Source organism: Psychromonas sp. B3M02 (assembly GCF_003318165.1).
GTDB lineage: Bacteria > Pseudomonadota > Gammaproteobacteria > Enterobacterales > Psychromonadaceae > Psychromonas.
In genome coordinates, this window is record NZ_QOCB01000114.1 from 1 (window position 1) to 17,521 (window position 17,521).

10 protein-coding genes and 2 tRNA genes are annotated in these 17,521 nt (G+C 38.3%); 8 read left to right on the forward strand and 4 right to left on the reverse strand.

Features of this window, described 5'->3' with window-relative positions:
* Positions 1–243 precede the first annotated feature (243 nt).
* On the reverse strand, positions 244–1,164 hold the full coding sequence (gene folE2 / locus DS885_RS12595) for a GTP cyclohydrolase FolE2 (RefSeq protein ID WP_113819778.1): 921 nt from the start codon (positions 1,162–1,164) through the stop codon (positions 244–246).
* Between the two features lie 403 nt (positions 1,165–1,567).
* Here folE2 and arcB point away from each other — a divergent pair, with 403 nt between their 5' ends.
* Complete coding sequence (gene arcB, locus DS885_RS12600; protein ID WP_113819779.1) at positions 1,568–3,811, forward strand: aerobic respiration two-component sensor histidine kinase ArcB; 2,244 nt, start codon at positions 1,568–1,570, stop codon at positions 3,809–3,811.
* A 265-nt stretch (positions 3,812–4,076) separates the two neighbouring features.
* Here the strand turns inward: arcB and arcA are convergent, their stop codons facing one another.
* Entirely contained in the window at positions 4,077–4,796 is a 720-nt protein-coding gene (arcA, locus tag DS885_RS12605) for a two-component system response regulator ArcA (RefSeq protein WP_113819780.1), read from the reverse strand.
* Positions 4,797–5,149: 353 nt separating this feature from the next.
* On the opposite strand from arcA, the gene DS885_RS17470 reads away from it, so the two are divergent.
* From DS885_RS17470 to tesB, 5 genes are all read left to right on the forward strand, one after another.
* Positions 5,150–5,329 (forward strand): hypothetical protein, encoded by a 180-nt coding sequence (locus DS885_RS17470; protein ID WP_147232357.1) that lies wholly within the window; start codon positions 5,150–5,152, stop codon positions 5,327–5,329.
* Complete coding sequence (thrA, locus tag DS885_RS12610; protein WP_113819781.1) at positions 5,316–7,778, forward strand: bifunctional aspartate kinase/homoserine dehydrogenase I; 2,463 nt, start codon at positions 5,316–5,318, stop codon at positions 7,776–7,778. The genes DS885_RS17470 and thrA overlap by 14 nt, the downstream gene beginning before the upstream one ends.
* A gap of 32 nt (positions 7,779–7,810) precedes the next feature.
* Positions 7,811–8,767, forward strand: coding sequence for a homoserine kinase (gene thrB, locus DS885_RS12615; protein ID WP_113819782.1), 957 nt, complete (start codon positions 7,811–7,813; stop codon positions 8,765–8,767).
* Positions 8,764–10,041: a threonine synthase gene (thrC, locus tag DS885_RS12620; protein WP_113819783.1), complete on the forward strand. Its 1,278-nt coding sequence runs from the start codon at positions 8,764–8,766 to the stop codon at positions 10,039–10,041. Before thrB ends, thrC begins: the two co-directional genes overlap by 4 nt.
* Before the next feature lie 63 nt (positions 10,042–10,104).
* The gene (tesB, locus tag DS885_RS12625; RefSeq protein ID WP_113819784.1) at positions 10,105–11,019 is read left to right on the forward strand and encodes an acyl-CoA thioesterase II; all 915 of its coding nucleotides are present in this window, start codon (positions 10,105–10,107) and stop codon (positions 11,017–11,019) included.
* A gap of 3 nt (positions 11,020–11,022) precedes the next feature.
* Here tesB and DS885_RS12630 read toward each other — a convergent pair.
* Both DS885_RS12630 and DS885_RS12635 read right to left on the reverse strand, forming a co-directional pair.
* Positions 11,023–11,098 (reverse strand) — tRNA-Ala (locus tag DS885_RS12630).
* A gap of 181 nt (positions 11,099–11,279) precedes the next feature.
* On the reverse strand, positions 11,280–13,043 hold the full coding sequence (locus DS885_RS12635) for a choice-of-anchor I family protein (RefSeq protein WP_113819785.1): 1,764 nt from the start codon (positions 13,041–13,043) through the stop codon (positions 11,280–11,282).
* Positions 13,044–13,332: 289 nt separating this feature from the next.
* Between DS885_RS12635 and DS885_RS12640 the strand changes: the two genes are divergently transcribed.
* Positions 13,333–13,418: transfer RNA gene (locus DS885_RS12640), tRNA-Leu, on the forward strand.
* Positions 13,419–13,919: 501 nt separating this feature from the next.
* Positions 13,920–17,471: an EAL domain-containing protein gene (locus DS885_RS12645; protein ID WP_113819786.1), complete on the forward strand. Its 3,552-nt coding sequence runs from the start codon at positions 13,920–13,922 to the stop codon at positions 17,469–17,471.
* Positions 17,472–17,521: the final 50 nt, after the last annotated feature.

The window sequence follows — 17,521 nt, forward strand, 5'->3', positions numbered from 1 at the left end:
TAATACCAATCATAGTAAGTAACTGATCTATTTTACTTGTTAAAACAACTTATTTTTTCGTTGTAAGTTTCGTATAGGGAACAACCATTTACATCAACTTACGCCTCAAACTAAGCCATTTTTCCGGCGCAAAATTTAGATCAGTTATTTAATACAATTGGTATAACCATTAATTCGTTATAGATATAAAAAAACCTCTGGTCATCACTGAGCAGAGGTTTTTGTTTATAGGCTAATTAATACTTAAGCTTGGTAGCCGTCTTTAATGCCTTTAGTTGTTACTGAAACCGCATCGTGAGCATGTAAGCTTTCGTAATGGTTTACACGTAACCAGAAGTCATCAAATAATTCCTGTTGGTTTAATGCAAACTTTAATTGACGAGCAGAATCTTCACAGAACATTAGGTTTTGACCGTTTAAGCGAGCAAATTCTTGTTCATCTTCACGCTTAACTGCTGCTTGAACTGGCGTTTTTAGCGTGGCTTCGATTAGGTCGATTAAGGCTATGATTGGGAAGTTATCTGCTTCATTACTTAATTTAACTTTTACTTCAGCAACACTACGTTGGCTGTGTGGCGTTGCCACAATACCTTGTGTTGAACCTAACCAGGTTAAGATATCTTCTTTAGCAATATTAGCTTGCTCTTCATACTGCTTGCTGAATGCATCTTGAATTAATTGACGCGCTAATGCAGCAGAACATGGACAAGTTGAAGAGTAAGGAACATCTACTTTTAGTTCAAAATCAAATTCACCGTCGATTAAACGGCCTACAATAACAACCGGGTAAGCTTTCCAACCACGTTTTTCACTGATTAACGATTTACGACGTAAATTGTAATCAAAGGCCACTTTTACATAAGCTTCAGAGCTTAAATCATGATGGCTCTCAATGAAACCACTTAACAGTGTTGTTAAGGTGCCCAGTGTTAATTCAGACTCTGTAGAAAGCTGATCCAATTGCAGGTACAAACGAGACATATGAATGCCTTTTGCTTGCGGGTCACCCAGGTTTACGAATACTTCAGCTTTTGCGCTGACTTGTTGAGCAGGGCAATCATCTGTTTGTACCATTAACGGTAACTCAATATTACTCATACCAACGCGGTCAAGCGTTCCTTCAGTTTGAGCTTGTGCGCTATTTGCGATATCTGGCATTGCCATTCAATAAGGCTCCCTTCAACATGCTTTACATGGATAGATTATGAAAAATGAGCGCGCATTATAAACGGGTTCTCAACAATTAAAAACCATGAAATACAAAGGTTTTTTCAAACTGATTGATAATTTATACCAATACTTGTAAATCGATAGGCAATACTTAAAAAAAAGTGATTGATTTTATTATATTTAACCTCGGTTTGGGTTTCCGGAAGTGAAACGCCACTTAAAATAAGATAGCTAAATAATTTTATATAGGGAGCCGTTTAACTAGCTGTCTCAACTCGCTTTTCTTACCCAGTGTGGAGGTTAATTCACAACTGTTTTGATTTGAAGAAGGTTAACAGTAAATAAAATCGGTACAATAGCGGAATAACTAGTTTGTTGATCAACAGAGTGAGGATGTGTGAGTTTACTTAACCTTAAAACCTGGGTGCATTATTATGTTGCGCTATTAAAGCGCCTTGGTCCAATCAAATTCAGCTTATTATTAGCCTTTGCCATTATTTCCGCTGATGCGTGTTTGCAGGTGATTATTACTCATGTGTTTTCAGAAGAGTTGGATCTCGCAGATATATTCCGCTCCTTTGTACTGGGTTTAATTATCACCCCTTGGGCTGTGTATTTTTTAAGTGTGGTGGTAGGGGATTTAGATAATGCCAGACAACGCCTAGCATTAACGGTACAAAAATTAGAAAATATATCCAAAGATGATAAAGCCAAAACCTCATTATTAGAGAATGAGATCCTAGAGCATCAAAAGACCCAACTGCAGTTAATAGAAGGTACTAGTTTATTACGTTCGTTCTTTGATACCTCGCCGGATCTTATTTTTCATTGCGATGTTGATGAACGTTTTGTTAGTTGTAATAAAGCGATGGGGAAATTATTAGGTAAAACCGAGGATCAGTTGGTGGGGTTATCACCCAGTGATATTTTCCCTCCAGAGTATGCGCAAGCGGTGACAGAGCGTCACCACCGAGTGATTGAAACCCATCAAGAAGAGATCCATGCAACTTGGTTACAATACCCAAATGGTCAGCTTGCTTATTTAGAAATCCGTGCGTTACCGCTATTTAATACTCAACATGAGTGCGTAGGATTAATTGGTTTTGGTCGAGATATAACCGATCGTAAAAAGCATCAGGAGTTTCTTGAAAAAGCCAGCCGTGATAAAACTACCTTCATTTCAACTATTAGCCATGAATTGCGCACACCACTGAATGGTATTGTGGGATTAAGTCGTATGTTATTGGATGAAAACTTTAATAAAGAGCAGGTCCAGTACCTCAAAACCATCCATATGAGTGCTATTACCTTAGGTAACATCTTCAATGATATCGTGGATCTAGATAAGCTTGATAGAAGACGTCTTAACTTAGCGAATGATTGTATTACTGTGGATGATTTTATGAATGATCTGCAAAGTCTAGCGTATATTCAAACTGAGCAAAAACAGCTTCAATTAGTATTTGAGCAAGCTACAGATTTACCCAACTGTTTATATTCTGATGGTACCCGTTTACGCCAGGTGTTATGGAATTTGATAACCAATGCCGTGAAGTTTACTGACCATGGTAAAGTGACTATTCGCTGTAGTCATCAGGTGGATGGTGATAAAAAATGGTTACGATTTGAAGTGGAAGATACAGGAGTCGGGATCCCTGAAGATAAACTAGATAAAATTTTTGCTATGTATTATCAAGTAAAAGGTGAACGTCATGCAACGGGAACCGGAATTGGTTTAGCTGTTTCAAGTCAAATAGTAGAAGCGATGCGTGGTCGTTTAACGGTATCCAGCGAGCTGGGTAAAGGCAGTACATTCACACTTGAACTACCAAGTGCATGTTCACCAAAACAGGTTAAGTCACATTTTACTGCACCAACCTTATCGATCTTGTTAGTTGAAGATATCGAGCTCAATATTCTAGTCGCACGCGCTTTATTAGAAAAACAAGGGCACCAAGTTGATGTGGCGATGAATGGTCAAGAGGCCATTGATAAAGCAACTCAATATGAATATCAATTGATTTTAATGGATATCCAGTTACCAGATATGGACGGTTATGAAGTCACGCGCCGTTTACGTGAGATGAAACAGAGTTTACCACCGGTTGTAGCTTTAACTGCGAATGTATTTTCTAACACACAGCAATTTGTTGAAAAAGGGTTAGATGATGCCATTGGTAAACCGTTAAGTTTATCTTTATTGAATGCTATGTTAGAGCGTCACTTTAGCGATGGACGCGCCATCTCCTTAACCCAAAGCCATCACCCAGAAACTGAAGTGGCTAAAGCGCAGGCGACCTTATTTAACGAAGTTATGTTAAAAGAATTAATGGAGTTTTTACCGACGTCAGTGATGTTAGATAATGTCAGTCTGTTCGAAGGGCTTATGCCAGAATACCTTGCTGTACTAGAAAGTCACATGGTGGCAAAAAATGAAAAAGGTATCGTTGATAAGTCCCATAAAATAAAAGGGGCTGCGGCGGCTATTGGTTTATTACGTATACAGAATTTAGCGCAAAAAATGCAATCTCCTGAGTTACCTGCCTGGTGGGATAATATTGATGATTGGCATGAGATGATTAAAAGCTTGTACTTAAAAGATGTTGCTGAATTGAAAAAATGGATTGTAGCCAATGGTTAAGAGTCGTAATGCTATTTAATCTAACTTTGCTTATCTGCAGATACTAAAAAGGCTAACAAATTTGTTAGCCTTTTTAGTATAAAGTGAAGTGTAATACCAATCATAGTAAGTAACTGATCTATTTTACTTGTTAAAACAACTTATTTTTTCGTTGTAAGTTTCGTATAGGGAACAACCATTTACATCAACTTACGCCTCAAACTAAGCCATTTTTCCGGCGCAAAATTTAGATCAGTTATTTAATACAATTGGTATAAAACGATGACTAGTTTTCTAACTCACCACAAAAACGATAGCCTTCACCATGGATAGTTGAAATAATTTCAGCTGATTCTGGCACTGTTTCAAAGTGTTTACGGATACGACGAATCGTGACATCCACCGTACGATCATGGGTTTTTAATTCACGTCCTGTCATTTTCATTAATAGGTCGGCACGTGTTTGAATTTTACCTGGATTTTCGATGAAATGCAGAATCGCTCTGAATTCACTGCGAGGCAATTTAAAGACTTGGCCATTAGGGCTAATCAATGAGCGGCTATCAATTTCTAATGTCCAACCACTAAATTTATAAGATTCTACTTTTTGACGAACTTGTTCAAAGTACAACTTGTCTTGCATGGTACGCGTTAATAAATTACGTGCACGAATGGTTAATTCACGAGGATTAAATGGTTTTGTAATGTAGTCATCGGCACCAATTTCTAACCCTAAAATCTTATCGACTTCATTGTCTCGTCCCGTTAAGAAAATTAACGCGATATTCTTATGTTCACGTATTTCTCGTGCTAATAACAAGCCATTTTTACCAGGTAAGTTAATATCCATGATAATGAGGTGGATATCATTATTGTTTAAGACCTGGTGCATCTCTTCACCATCATTGGCTTCAAAGACTTGATAACCTTCTGCTTCAAAAACACTCTTTAAGGTACTGCGTGTTACTAACTCATCCTCTACAACTAATATTTTAGCGCTAGACATGAATTGACTCCTATAAAATTAACAATATTTTCTCTACTTTGCCTATGGCAAGGTGGAGTGAAACTTTATCACCGATGAGGTTTGTTGGTTTTTTGAACGAAGTAGGGCGTTAATTACGAATGCGATCTAAAAAAACCTAGTTTCTAATGGTCAAAGTGTAATTACTTAACATATAGATAACAACTTATTATGTCGTTAAACAAGTGTTTTAGGTTATCTAATTGATATTTATCAATAGATTTGAGTGTTTAGTTAACATTTTGTTATTTGTTATGCGAATTAATTACAACCTATCTCTGTTGTTTGTTTCAGTCGGCAATAAGCTTTGATATAATCGAGGGATAATAGATTTAATGAAAATAACAAAAACACATGGATTTAACTTCAATTTTTCAGCTAAAACAACACAGTGCTGCATGTCGATTGCAGTGCGTTTGCTTTGTTGTGAAAAAGTAAAATCAATCTTTATAAAACCCGCTAGTGATGGCGGGTTTTTTCGTATTTATGCAGGGGGGTACGATGCGCGTACTTAAATTTGGCGGGACTTCATTAGCAAATGCACCACGATTTAATCAGGTTGCTGATATTGTCATTAATAATCATCAACAATCTCAAATCGCACTTGTTTTATCTGCACCATCTGGTGTGACCAACAATCTAGTTGCGGTAGTAGAAAAGACCAGCCAAGGATTATCTGCGGATGAGCATTTAATTGCGATTCAAAAAATATTTTCAGAACTTATTCAAGGTTTAAAATCAACTTATGCTGAATTGGCCGATGAGTTATTACGCAATACCTTTGAAACTGAAATTGCTGAGTTAACTAAATTATTAGAGGGTGTTCGCTTATTAGGACAATGTCCTCCAAGTATTGAAGCGCGTATTCTAAGTAAAGGTGAAGTATTAAGTATTGCTTGTATGAAACAATTACTTATTGCAAAAGGGCAAGAAGTAGAAACCATTGTTCCTCAACAAAAACTTATTTCCTTTAAAGGTGGTTACTTAGAAGCTCAAATTGATATTAAAGCATCACGTGCGTTATTTGAAAAAGAAGCGATTGTAGCCAATGCTATCTACTTAATGCCAGGATTCACTGCGGGCAGCCCTGAAGGTGAAACGTTAGTCTTAGGTCGTAATGGTTCAGATTATTCTGCAGCAGTATTAGCCGCTTGTTTGCGTGCTGAGTGTTGTGAAATTTGGACTGACGTTGATGGTGTTTACAGCTGTGACCCACGTTTAGTAAAAGATGCTCGTTTATTAAGTTCTTTAAGCTACGCAGAAGCGATGGAATTATCTTACTTTGGTGCAAAAGTATTGCATCCAAAAACCATTGCACCGATTGCACAACACAGCATCCCATGTCTGATTAAAAATACCCATAATCCACAGGCGGAAGGTACTTTGATTAGCTCACAAAAGAGTGACCAAAAATTACGTGTGAAAGGTATTTCAGACCTTAAAGGTTTGAGCATGCTGAGCATTTCTGGTCCAGGTATGAAAGGCATCGTAGGCATGGCCGGCCGTATTTTTACTACGGTTTCACGTGCTGGTGTGTCGATTATTTTGATCACGCAATCATCATCTGAATACAGCTTAAGCTTTTGTATCTACTCTAACGATACACAACAAGCGATTGATGCATTAACTGAAGAGTTTAGCTTAGAGTTTGAAAATAACTTATTAGAAGAAATCGATGTAATTGATAAGCAAGCTATTATTTCATTAGTTGGTGATGGCATGAAAAAAGAGAAAGGTGTTGCGGCACGTTTCTTAATGGCATTAACCGATGCTTCTATTAATGTTACTGCCATTGCACAAGGCTCTTCAGAACGTTCAATTTCTGCGGTTGTTTCTGAGAAGAAAACTAACGAAGCGGTAACGGCATGTCATCATAGTTTCTTTAGCAAAGCACAATTTATCGACCTATTTGTTATCGGTTGTGGTGGTGTCGGTGGTGCATTAGTGGATCAAATTCACCGTCAACAAAGTTACCTAGCTGAACGCAATATTGCAATTCGTGTGTGTGGTGTAGCAAACAGCCGTGCCATGTTATTAGATGTAAAAGGCGTTGACCTAACAAATTGGCGTGACCAATTAAAAGATGCTACTTCAGAGCTGTCATTAGTTTCAATGAAAGCCTTGGTCGATGGTTCACATATCATCAACCCTGTGATTGTTGACTGTACAAGTAATGATGCAATCGCAGCGCGTTATGTTGACTTTTTAGGTGCTGGCTTCCACGTGGTAACAGCCAATAAGAAAGCCAATACAAGTAGCATGGATTACTACAACCAACTACGTTTAACTGCGTTAATGAAGCGTCGTAAATTCTTATACGATACAAACGTTGGTGCAGGTCTACCGGTTATTGAAAACATGCAAAACTTGTTTAATGCGGGTGACAGCTTAGTTAAATTTAATGGTATTCTATCTGGCTCTTTATCTTTCATCTTTGGTAAATTAGATGAAGGTCAATCGTTCTCTGATGTAACTACTGAAGCGCGTAATATTGGTTTTACTGAACCAGATCCACGTGATGACTTAAGCGGTACTGACGTAGCTCGTAAGTTACTGATTTTAGCTCGTGAAGCAGGTATGGAATTAAGCTTAGATGACGTTGAAGTAGAGCAAGCTTTACCACCAGGTTTTGATGACACTGGTACAACTGATGAATTTATGGCGCGTTTACCAGAAGCCGATGCTTACTTTAAAGAGTTACAAGACAAAGCGAATGAAGAAGGTAAAGTACTGCGTTACATTGGTAGTATTGAAGATGGCAAATGTAAATGTAGTATCATGGCGGTTGATGAAAATGATCCGTTAAATAAAGTAAAAGATGGCGAGAATGCCTTAGCCTTTTATAGCCAATATTACCAACCAATTCCGTTGGTATTACGTGGTTACGGTGCAGGTACTGAAGTAACTGCAGCAGGTGTCTTTGCTGATGTATTAAGAACATTAAACTGGAAACAAGAGTTTTAATATCAACTCTTATCAGGAACAGGGGTTTTAAAATGTCTATTGTTGTTTACGCTCCCGCTTCAACAGCGAACGTGAGTGTAGGATTTGACGTATTAGGTGGGGCATTGACTCCTATTGACGGCGCACCATTAGGTGATCGCGTTAAAATTACTAAAGGTGATTACGGATTCTCACTGCAATGTGTAGGTCCGTATTCACATAAGTTACCAGAAGACTATAAAAGTAATATTGTTTATGATTGTTATTTAGCTTACCAAGCTGCACTAGCAAAAATGAATAAAGAGATTTTACCAGTGTCGCTAACGCTAGAAAAAAACTTACCTGTAGGCAGTGGTTTAGGATCTAGTTCAAGCTCTATTGTAGCGGCATTAGAAGCATTAAACGCATGGCATGATTACCTGTTAGATGAGCATACTATGCTTAGCATAATGGGTGATATGGAAGGTAAAATCAGCGGCAGTGTGCATTATGATAATGTGGCGCCTTGTTACTTAGGCGGCATGCAGTTAATGATTAATGAAGGTGGTGAAATCAGCCAAAAAATTCCTTCATTTAAAGAGTGGTATTGGGTTGTAGCTTATCCGGGGATTGCTATTTCAACCTCGGCTGCACGTGATATTTTACCATCACAATACCGTTTATCAGATGCGTTAACTTACGGCCGTCGTTTAGGTGCCTTTGTTCATGCATGTCATAGTGATCAACCAGCATTAGCAGCAACTATGCTGAACGATGTTATTGCTGAACCGTATCGTTCACAATTGATCCCAGGTTTTGATGCTGCACGTGTTTTTGCAAAACAAAGTGGTGCACTGGCGATGGGTATTTCAGGTTCAGGTCCAACGGTATTTGCAGTGATGACTGATTTAGCACAGGCTGAATTATTAAAGAATTGGTTAACAGAAAACTTTATTCAAAATGAAGACGGTTTTTGTCATATTTGCCACCTTGATGAACAAGGTGCGCGCGTGTTAGGAAAAGAGTTATGAATTTATACAACATCAAAGACAACAGTGAACAAGTCAGCTTCCAACAAGCTGTAAAACAAGGACTAGGACGTGGCCAAGGCTTATTCTTTCCTGACACTATTGCACCATTAGATAATATCGATGCACTATTAGAAATGAACTTAGTGGATCGTTCAACTGAAGTATTATCACACTTAATTGGTGATGAACTAAGCAAAGAAACAGTGCACAGTATTGTTGCTAACGCATTTACTTTTCCTGCACCAGTGAAAAAAGTAACTGATAATATCAGTGCATTAGAGTTGTTCCACGGTCCAACGCTTGCGTTTAAAGACTTTGGTGGTCGTTTTATGGCGCAATGCTTAGCGTCGTTTAAAGATGATGGTAAAATTACTATCTTAACAGCAACTTCTGGTGACACAGGTGCGGCTGTTGCACATGCTTTCTATGGTATGGAAAACATCAATGTAGTTATCCTGTATCCAAAAGGAAAAATCAGCCCATTACAAGAGAAACTATTTTGTACACTAGGTGGTAACATCTCTACTGTTGCTATTGAAGGTGATTTTGATGATTGTCAGGCAATGGTTAAACAAGCATTTGATGATCAAGAGTTAAAACAAGCAGTAGGCTTAAACTCTGCTAACTCGATTAACATCAGTCGTTTATTAGCGCAAATTTGTTACTACTTTGAAGCCTTTGCACAATTAGATGCACAACAATGTGAAAACTTAGTGGTCTCTGTGCCAAGTGGTAACTTCGGTGATTTAACGGCTGGTTTATTAGCTAAAGCATTAGGTTTACCGATTAAACGTTTTATTGCTGCGACAAATGAAAACGATACCGTGCCACGTTACTTGAAAGAGGGCACATGGGCACCGAAGAAAACCGTTGCAACTATATCCAATGCAATGGATGTGAGCGCACCAAATAACTGGCCACGTATTGAAGAGTTATTCAAAGTGAAAGGGTGGTCTTTAGCTGAATTAGGTTACGGTAAGTTATCTGACGAAGAAACGAAGAAAACATTGATCGCAATGGATAAGCTAGGTTATGAATGTGAGCCGCATGGTGCGATTGCATACCATGAACTAACTGCACAACTGCAAGAAGGTGAAACAGGTTTATTCTTATGTACTGCTCACCCAGCTAAATTCAAAGAGAGCGTAGAAGAGATTCTAGGCCGTGATATCTTCATTCCAGAAGCCTTAGCATCTCGTGCAGATTTACCATTATTATCAAAAGAGTTCCCGGTTGATTTTGCTAAAGTACGTGAATTGTTAATGTCTTTGTAGAATGAACTAACCTTTTTAGTATTAAATTAGGGCGTATTACACGCCCTTTTTTGGGAGTAAAATATGGGTAAGGTATTAAACGATCTATTAGGTCAGTTAAGTTTAGAAAAACTAGAAGAAAACTTATATCGTGGGCAAAGCCAAGACTTAGGTTATGGCGCTGTATTTGGTGGCCAGGTGATGGGCCAAGCAATTTCAGCTGCGAAAGAAACGGTACAAACTGATCAACAAGTCCATTCTTTTCATTCTTATTTTTTACGTCCTGGTAAAACAGACCAAGCGATTGTGTATGACGTAGAAAGAATTCGTGACGGTAAATCACTGTCTGCAAGGCGTATCAAAGCAGTCCAAAATGGTAAGCCTATTTTTTATATGACTGCTTCTTTTAAAGCCACTGAAAAAGGCTTTGAACATCAAGATGAAATGCCTGATGCACCTGCGCCGGAAGATCTTATTTCAGAGCAAGAGATGGCTCTACTGCATTCCGATATGTTACCCGCTTTTATCCGCGATAAATTAGTAGCAGAAAAACCCATTGAGATGCGTCCTGTTACCTTAGTAAATCCTGTTGAGCCTGATATTGAGCCACCTAAACGCTTAGTTTGGTTTAAAGCCAATGGCCGTATGCCAGATGATTTACGTGTACATCGTTACCTGCTTGCTTATGCATCAGACTTTAACTTTTTGCCCACTGCATTACAGCCACACGGTGTGTCGTTTTTAGATGAAACAATGCAGGTGGTGACCATTGATCATTCAATGTGGTTCCATCATGATTTTCGTTTAGACGAGTGGTTATTATATGCAGTGGAAAGTTCTGTCGCTTCAGATGGTCGTGGTTTAGTAAAAGGACAGTTCTTTACCCGTGAAGGTAAATTAGTCGCGTCTAGTGTGCAAGAGGGGTTGATACGTCAGCACCGAAAGGCAAAACCAGTGATTAAGGTTCCTGTAGAAATGGCTGCTTCGAAGGGGTCTTAAAAATGGTGGAGCTATGCGGGATCGAACCGCAGACCTCAACGCTGCCAGCGTCGCGCTCTCCCAGCTGAGCTATAGCCCCACTAAATAAAAGCAGGTAAAACCAAAACAGGTAAAACTAAAGTAGTATTATCTGTTGCCAACATCATACGTTAAATGAATGACGTAGCACAATAGTTTTATTTAAATAAGGGCTATAAATCAATGTGCTACATCTCTTTTTTGCTTGAATATTGTACAGTTTTGGCTGCTTCTTGGTTTTATTATTTGCTTTCTATACGGTAAAAGCGTGTTGTACCGCTTACTTCATTACCAACAATTAAGATAGGTGTGCCAGTTGGGCTCGCTTTGGCATGAACGAATTTGAACCCTTCAGGTCCTAAATCCCCCGCATCTACTTGGTAGGTTGCAAATCCTTGCTCATTTTTATTTTTCTTATTGTCTTTTGGATCAACAGACATATCTCGACTATTAAGATACTGGATAAACTTAGCTTGGTTTGGTTGGCTAATGTCATACACCATAATGCCACCCATTCTTTCTAAACCAATAAAAGCATAGGTTTTGTTATTGATGGTGGCAACGGTTAATGCTTCTGGCTCTGGGCCTTTTTTAGCACTTCGATCTTCGGCTTTCAATTTACTGTGGCTCTGATTAAACTGATTGCCGTATTTCTCTGCGGTAATACGTTCAAAATCACTGCCTGAATCAAATACCATTGTATTGCTATCCATATCCCAAATAGAGAATGAACGGCCACCAAAGGTTAATAGACGATCTACTTTGCCATCCCCATCTAAGTCACCGTACTTAAGCGTCATTGAATGTGAGAATTTAATTCGGTTAACTGTATTGGCTAATGATCCACTCTTGGCAAAATGAGTTAGGTCTAACTGCGAGCTAGATAATTTAGGTTGATAAACATCACTAGAAAATGCATCTTTTAATTTAATATCATCGGCACAACTTTGATCTTCTAAGTGGTAATAAAAATGGCCTTGTTCACATTCCGCTTGTGATAAACCACTTACCCAATCGCTGCGGTCATCACCTTCATTGGCTGTAAGAAGGTAATCAATACCATTGATACGGGCTGTTGCTATAGAGTCTGGTTGATACATACCCAGTAAGGCTTGGTTAGTTAATAATGCTTTTTTATCTTTATCGTTTCCGTCTAGTTCATTGCCCGCTAATAGATGATCTTTCAAACCTAGGGCGACTATTCTTTCAATACGTTTCTGTTTAAGGTCAATAATGGCGATTGCGTTGTTTTCTTGCAGGGCAATATAGGCCTTTGTACTGTCTTCATTAACAGCGATATATTCAGGCTCTAGGTCTTGTGAAACCGTTGCTTGATAACCATTAAATAATACACCTTGAGGTAAGGTATTATGGCGACTAGCTCCTCGGTTAAAGGCGCTAAAGTTGAGCAATTGTGTTGTTGTGATTAACCCTTGATTGCGCCAATCAATATCGATTATCGCAACTTCGCCTTCAGGGTCAATGGCATAGTTTTTCTCACTAGGTTCGCCTTCAAGCGCAACAAGCAATTGTTTACCATTGGGGGTAAAAGTCACCATATCAGGTAAAGCACCTAAGACTTGTGCTGAAATAAAGCTAAGGTCTTGTGTGTTATAAAATGCAACCCAGCCTTTATCGGTTTTATTTTTTGCTTCAATAGCCACTGCTAATAACCCATCATAAACAGCGACACTATTGGCTGCGCCAGCTTGTGCTTTGAGATGTTGTTTAATATCTCCTTTTACGTTTAGGTGTTTAGCTAAGGTAGGGTGATCAATATCTTGGCTATTTATCACATCTATTTGCCCAGATTGGGCATTCACAACAAAGGTTTGTTGTGTTTTTTTATCAAAGCTAACAATCTCTGCTGCGCTTTGATCAAAGATATTTGCGTGATATCGGCCAGCCTCGACTAATTTAATCGATGATGTTTTTTGTTCAGCAATACTTGTGTGGCTTAACAGGGTGGAGCAAAGAATAACGGAAGTAATTACATTATATTTCATGGTGCTTCTCTAAGTAGTCAGTGTCTAACTAATAATATGCAGTTAATGTATGACAGTTTTATTATTTTGTTTTAAAGCGTTTTAGTCGGGGTGAGTAAAAAAGTCTAGAACACACAAGGTTTATCTCCATATGTCTAAATATGAAACAATAATTGTTCTTTTAATATCAATATGTTGAAAATGTAAGCGGTCAGTTAATTATTTCGTTTTTATTACCGTTTAGGGGTTGTGCTTAGCCGTAACTTCTCTATAATACGCCTCACTTGCTTGAGAACACTTTCAAAGCAACGCCCGGGTGGTGAAATCGGTAGACACAACGGATTTAAAATCCGTCGCTTAATAGGCGTGCCAGTTCAAGTCTGGCTCCGGGCACCAATTCTAAGAAAAAGCTTCGCAATCGCGAAGCTTTTTTTTTGCCTTTTATTTGTCCTTATTCTGCTATTACTTTTACTTTCTCGCTTTTAAACGACGTAAGCATCAACTTTTCAATCTCACATTATTTATAATCAATGACTCACTTAGAATATTGTTTTATAGACCTTTTGGTTCTAATCAGCTAAATTTGATTTCAATGCTTTATCATTAATAAAATATGATTTCTATATGTCATATTCAGTAATTTTGTCTAAAATTACAGCACAGTGATCTTAATCGAAGTAGAAAAATTTTAAACAGCTCCGTTTTTAGTTACTTTCCGAATATATTGTTAATTGGATTTACTGATCTTATTAGGCAGTTTTTTGATCTTGTTGGAGTGGTAGTAGGGGGCAGTTTGGTTAAGGTTATTTCTAAAACGTAGTGATTTACTGATATTAGGCATAATTGATGAGTATCATCGATCTGGGCAGTAACAAAGCGAAAGGATTTATATAAATAATGGAATATTTCCAGACATTAAAATCTCGACTATTATTTTTGGTCTTCTTGGTGACCTTGCCCGGAGTTGTCGCTATTTTTGTTCAAGCTGCCTCACAGCGTAACACTGCAATAGATACAGCTCGGTTAAGTGCGGTGGCCATTGCCGATAACATTACTGCTGAACAAGAAAAAATATTACAAAAGACCGAAAGCTTCCTTAAACGTTTATCAAATTATACTGTTTTACTCTCTCCGGACACTGCGCAATGTAGTGAGTTTCTCGCTAACTTACACCATTTAACCGATTACTATGTGAACCTCGGGGCTCCTAATAGCAAAGGGGAGTTAACCTGTACTGCATTGCCCTTAGAAACGTCTGTTAACGTTGCTGATCGACCTTATATTAAACAAGCCATTGCTACTGGTGTTTTTTCCGTTGGTAGATTTCAGGTCGATCGTGCTGCGAATACGACTACTATCAACTTTGCGTATCCCATTGTTGATCAAGAGAATATAGTGAAAGGGGTTGCTGTGGCAGCTGTCTCTTTAGACTGGTGGAGTCAACAATTAGCGCATGCAAATTTACCAGAAAATGCCGTCGCTTATATTACTGACCATGAAGATAATATTATTGCAACTTACCCAGCACAAAAAGATCTATTAGGTGTCGCTATCGGTTCCATTCAACACTTTTTTGGAGCCAGTGCGAGTGAGCAGACATCTATGTTAGAAGATAATCAAGGACATTTAAGAATTTTTGTCAGTAGAAATTTAATGAATGTTGAAGACGATACGCCAGTTAAAATGATCATCGGTATCCCATTTTCAGAAGCATTACAGACTATTGATAACCGCTTGTTCAAAATCTTCTCTACTATTTTATTCTTTATCATCCTATGTATTGTATTATCTATTGTGGCGATTAATAGGAGTGTATTAAGACCGCTCAACGCATTAAAAACGTCGACACAACAATTAGCATTAGGGCATAAGGATGATCTAAGTGCCCTAACCGGCGCCACTGAACTGATTGACTTACAACAACAGTTTAGCAAAATGGCAAGTACTCGTTTAGATACCGAGCAACAGTTAAAAGTTAGTCAGTTTTTCCTGAAGCAAAGTGAAGAGAAGTTGTCTCGACATTTACAAAACACGCCATTAGGTGCAATAGGTTGGAATACTGATTTTATCTGTACGGAATGGAATAGAGCGGCAGAAATTATATTTGGTTATTCAGCTTATGAAGCATTAGGCACTCATATTATGACGCTAATTGTGGCTCCAGAATTAAGAGATGAATTTGCTGAGCATTATGCATTGTTATTACAAAATAAAGGAGGCACATTTTTTAGCGCTGAGAATGTCACTAAAACAGGCGAAGTCATTTTTTGTAATTGGTATAACACCTTAATTCAAGACAATAATAATGAAATCGAGGAGATCGCAACCTTAATCAAAGACGTTACTGAAGATAAACGTAACCAAGATACCTTGGATAAGTTTTTTAAATTACCAATGACATTGCACCTTATTCTTGATTTTGATGGTTATGTGAAAAAGGTAAATAATGGCTGGGCTAATATTTTGGGCTACTCGTCAGAGGAGCTAATGGATTGTTTTATTCTCGATAAAATACACCCTGATGACCGTGAAAAGACTTTATATGAGATTGAACGTATTAGCCAAGGTGGAGAAATCATTGCTTTTGAAAATCGCTATGTAACAAAGAGTGGTGAGTTTAGAACCATAGACTGGTCATCTATTGCCTCCATGGATGAGAAATTTATCTATGCAATTGGTACTGATATTACTGAAAGAAGAGGTAACGAAGACGAGCTAAGATTGGCTGCAGGTGTGTTTACCCATGCTAAGGAAGCCATTGTTATTTCTGATGTACATAATCATATTATTGATGTCAATGAAGCGTTCACCACCTTAAGTGGTTATAAGAAACAAGAGGTAGTCGGCCTGCGTAATAACATTCTAAAATCAGGGCTACATGATAAGCACTTTTATCAAGGGATGTGGGATAGTATCTCTACAAAAGGGTTTTGGTCAGGTGAGATTTGGAATCAACATAAAAGTGGGGCAATTATTCCACAATTATTAACCGTTAGTACTGTCTATGACCGCTCAAATAAAGTGAAAAACTATATTTCCTTATACACAGATATTACAGATCTTAAAGAACAACAAAAACGCTTAGAGCATATTGCACATTATGATGTGTTAACTGGTTTACCAAATCGTAGTTTACTTGCTGATCGCTTAAAACAAGCCATGTTAAATTGTGATGTAAATGATAAGTTCTTAGCCGTGGTATTTTTAGATTTAGATGGTTTTAAAGTAGTTAATGACACCTATGGTCATGACGTGGGTGATGAGTTATTGGTCAAAGCGGCGAAGTTAATCCAAGGCAGTTTACGTAATGGTGATACGTTAGCGCGTTTTGGGGGTGATGAGTTTGTAGCGGTATTTGCTAATTTAGAAAAAGAAGAGAATTGTGAGTCGCTGTTAGAAGGGATGTTAGCTGCCATAAGAAAACCAGTCATAGTTGAAGAGCATGCTTTAAAAGTATCGGCGAGTATGGGGGTGACATTTTATCCGCATGATGGGGTAAGTGCAGATCAATTATTACGTCATGCCGATCAAGCTATGTATTGTGCAAAACAAGAGGGTAAAAATCGATATTACCTGTTTGATATGGAGCAAGATATTGCACTCAAAAGTCACCATGAGAAGCTAGTTCGTGTCGGTAAAGGTTTACAAAATAATGAGTTTGTTCTGTATTACCAACCAAAAGTAAATATGAAAACAGGCGAATTAGTTGGTGCTGAAGCGTTAATCCGTTGGCAGCATCCAGAACGTGGTTTATTAGCCCCAATCGCTTTCTTACCTATCATTAATAGACACCAGTTAAACATTGAGTTAGGTGAATGGGTGATCATCACCGCATTAGCACAAATAGCCAGTTGGCGTGAGCAAGGCGTTGATATCATTGTCAGTGTTAATATCGATGCGCAACAGCTACAGCAAAAAAACTTTGCCGAGCGCTTAGGTGAATTATTACAAGCTCAGCCGAATGTCCCTCCTCATTTCTTGCAATTAGAGGTACTGGAAACCAGCGAATTACAGGATATTGAAGATGTTGCTAAGATCATGCAAGCCTGCACCGAGCTAGGTGTGGGGTTTGCTTTGGATGATTTTGGTACAGGTTATTGCTCATTAACCTATTTAAAACGTTTACCCGTTGAGTTAATTAAAATTGATCAAAGCTTTATCCTGGGAATGTTAGATGATCCTGATGATTTATCGATTGTCGAAGGGGTGATGGGATTATCAAAAGCGTTCCAAAGAGATGTGATTGCAGAAGGAGTAGAAACGTTAGCACATGGTGCTGCATTATTACGTTTAGGCTGCTGCCATGCTCAGGGGTATGGAATAGCACGCCCAATGCCTGCCAATGAGGTGTTACCTTGGGCTAAAAGTTGGAAACCAGATATTAGCTGGTCCGATATTACCCCTGGCGAACTTCATGATAGTAAAAAAGAAACCGTTGAAACTGTATAGAGGGAGCTTTGCATCGTTAGTTATACAAAGCAAAAATGCTATAATCTAAT